Source organism: Vulcanococcus limneticus LL (genome assembly GCF_002252705.1).
GTDB lineage: Bacteria > Cyanobacteriota > Cyanobacteriia > PCC-6307 > Cyanobiaceae > Vulcanococcus > Vulcanococcus limneticus.
Map to the genome: position 1 here is coordinate 1 of NZ_NQLA01000112.1, position 2,253 is coordinate 2,253.

Genomic DNA, 2,253 nt, shown 5'->3' on the forward strand with positions numbered 1-2,253 from the left:
GGGGCGTACGCCCCTGGAGGCAGCTCAACAGGGAGTTGCAGCATGACCACATCCACCCACTCTCATAAGGACTGGACCGACAAAGGGGGTCACGTCACCTCCACCAGAAGGGCCAGGGCCGTCATCGCGGCTCAGCTGTGCTCTCGCAGGAAGGCGATGGTGCTCTGCAGCTCCTCGGCGAAGCGGTCGCTCTCCTCAATGTTGCTGGTGAATGCCAGGCTGGCCCGCGCTATGCCGCTCAGTCCGTAGTGGCGGTGCAGCGGCTGGGTGCAGTGGTGACCGCTGCGGATGCAGATGCCCGCTGAATCGAGCAGAACGGCGATGTCGTGGGCATGCAGACCCTCCCTAACGACCCCGTGCTCTCCCTCCAGCACCGGCGGGGCTGGGGATGGCCCGTGAGCTCCAACAGTTCCACCTGGCTCAGGGCGATGCGCAACAGCTGGAACTGATCCGGCAGCGGCGATCCATCTGGAAGCTGCTCGAGGAAGGCTGCCTCAGGGTCGAAGGGCACACCTGGCGGGGGCCATCCCCAGACAGCGCGCCCACCGGGCGAGAGCATCTGCCAGTGGCGATCGCGCTCCCTCTGCTCCTGTTGATCTGACGATCACGGCTGTTGCCAAGCAATCCCAACGCACAGCTGCGCCCGACCCCCTTGGGGTGGCACCACGGCTGAGCAGGCAGTCGCCCGGGGGCAGCGCCCCGGGCTTGGGGGCTACGCCATGAAGAAGGGCCCCCTGTGCTTAGGGCCCTACCCCTGCGCGGAAGACTGCGTCTAGCGACCGGTTGCGGAAGCTGCTGCGCCTCACCATCTCCTACGCCCAGGAGCTGGTGGACATCACCGAGCCGGTGGCGGGGAGCGAGCTCTGGCGTGGGATCACTGGGGATGGCGCACCAGCCAGCCGAGCATCAGCAGGGATGAAGCGGTGATCCAGCTGCCACCGACCCGCAGGCCGATGGCCAGCCAGCGGGGGTGGGGCGGCTCCAGCGGCAGCAGCAGGAGCGTGATGAGCACGGCGATGGCCACCGCCTCCCCCAGCAGGGCGGCTGGGGCCCCCGGATGGCCGGCCAGGGCTGAGCCCGCCACCAGGGAAAAGACCAGGGCCAGGGCAGTGGCAAGGGACAGCAGCACCAGGGGCCGCAGCCGCACCCCCAGGGCCACCAGCAGTCCGATCGCCCCGACCAGGGCCACCGATGGGAGGGCCAGCAGCAGCTCAGAAGGCAGGCACAGACCGATCAGGCCCCCCGCCAGCCAGGCCACCGGCAGCAGCAGGGGCAGGCGATCGAGGCCGGGCCTGCCGGACTGGGCGGCCAGAAGCCCCAGGCTGAGCACCAGCAGCAGATCGCTGGGCTCCAGAAACAGCCTCGCCATGCCATCCCCCCAGGGCCCCAGGCCGGTGGCGGTGAGATGGGCGAGGGGAAGACTCACGTGAGGGCCTGCTCCAGAAACCAGAGCCCCACCAGCGCCACGCAGCCGCCGGCCGCCTGCACAAAGCGCCGGCCACCGGGCCAGCGGCGCGTTTCACCCACCAGGATCCCGAGCAGATGCAGCAGCCCCGTGGCGATCACAAGCGCGAGGCTGTAGAGGAGGGCGTTGCTGCCGGCGGGCAGCTCGGTGCCATGGGCATGACCGTGGAACACCGCGAAGGCCGCCACGATCAGAGCCGCCAGCCACAGCGGCGGCCGGAGTTCCAGCAGCACCATCAGGCCCATCACCAGTCCCGAGGTGGCGATGCCGATCTCCACTCCCGGAATCGGTACGCCAAGCAGGCCGAGCATCCCCCCGAAGGCCATCACGATCGGGAAGGCCACCGGCAGCACCCACAGGGCCGGTGGGCCGAGCACCGCCCCCCAGAGGCCGACGGCCACCATCGCCACCACGTGATCGAGGCCGCTGATCGGATGCAGGAAGCCGGCCACGAAACCGCCGCCGGGGTGGCCATCGGCATGGGCCCAGGCAGACATCGGCACTAGGGCCAGGGCCCCTGCAGCTGTGGCCAGAACGGTTGATCGCCAGTGGATCCGCGTCATCAGCTGCAAGACATTGCATTTCATCCTGGATCTGCTGCCCGGACCCACGGCATGACCCTATGGAGGGTGCTCGCAGCAGCGGATCCACTGGCACCGAATCTGGTGGGCGCCAGTGAGCCGCAGCGGGGCTGACGTGACCCCCTTTGTCGGTCCAGTCCTTATGAGAGTGGGTGGATGTGGTCATGCTGCAACTCCCTGTTGAGCTGCCTCCAGGGGCGTACGCCC

At 68.8% G+C, this 2,253-nt stretch carries 2 protein-coding genes and 1 pseudogene; all 3 read right to left on the reverse strand.

Annotation, left to right across the window (positions count from 1 at the left end):
* Positions 1-131 precede the first annotated feature (131 nt).
* A pseudogene (locus CJZ98_RS17500) lies at positions 132-344 on the reverse strand (aminotransferase class V-fold PLP-dependent enzyme); the annotation flags it as partial.
* Between the two features lie 530 nt (positions 345-874).
* Complete coding sequence (locus tag CJZ98_RS17510; RefSeq protein WP_094592384.1) at positions 875-1,426, reverse strand: hypothetical protein; 552 nt, start codon at positions 1,424-1,426, stop codon at positions 875-877.
* Complete coding sequence (locus CJZ98_RS17515) at positions 1,423-2,052, reverse strand: HupE/UreJ family protein (RefSeq protein WP_094592385.1); 630 nt, start codon at positions 2,050-2,052, stop codon at positions 1,423-1,425. The genes CJZ98_RS17510 and CJZ98_RS17515 overlap by 4 nt, the downstream gene beginning before the upstream one ends.
* Positions 2,053-2,253 lie beyond the last annotated feature (201 nt).

Excerpts from the sequence above, each read along its gene's own strand:
- CJZ98_RS17515 (WP_094592385.1), bottom strand. The coding sequence starts at position 2,052 with ATGAAATGCAATGTCTTGCAGCTGATGACGCGGATCCACTGGCGATCA.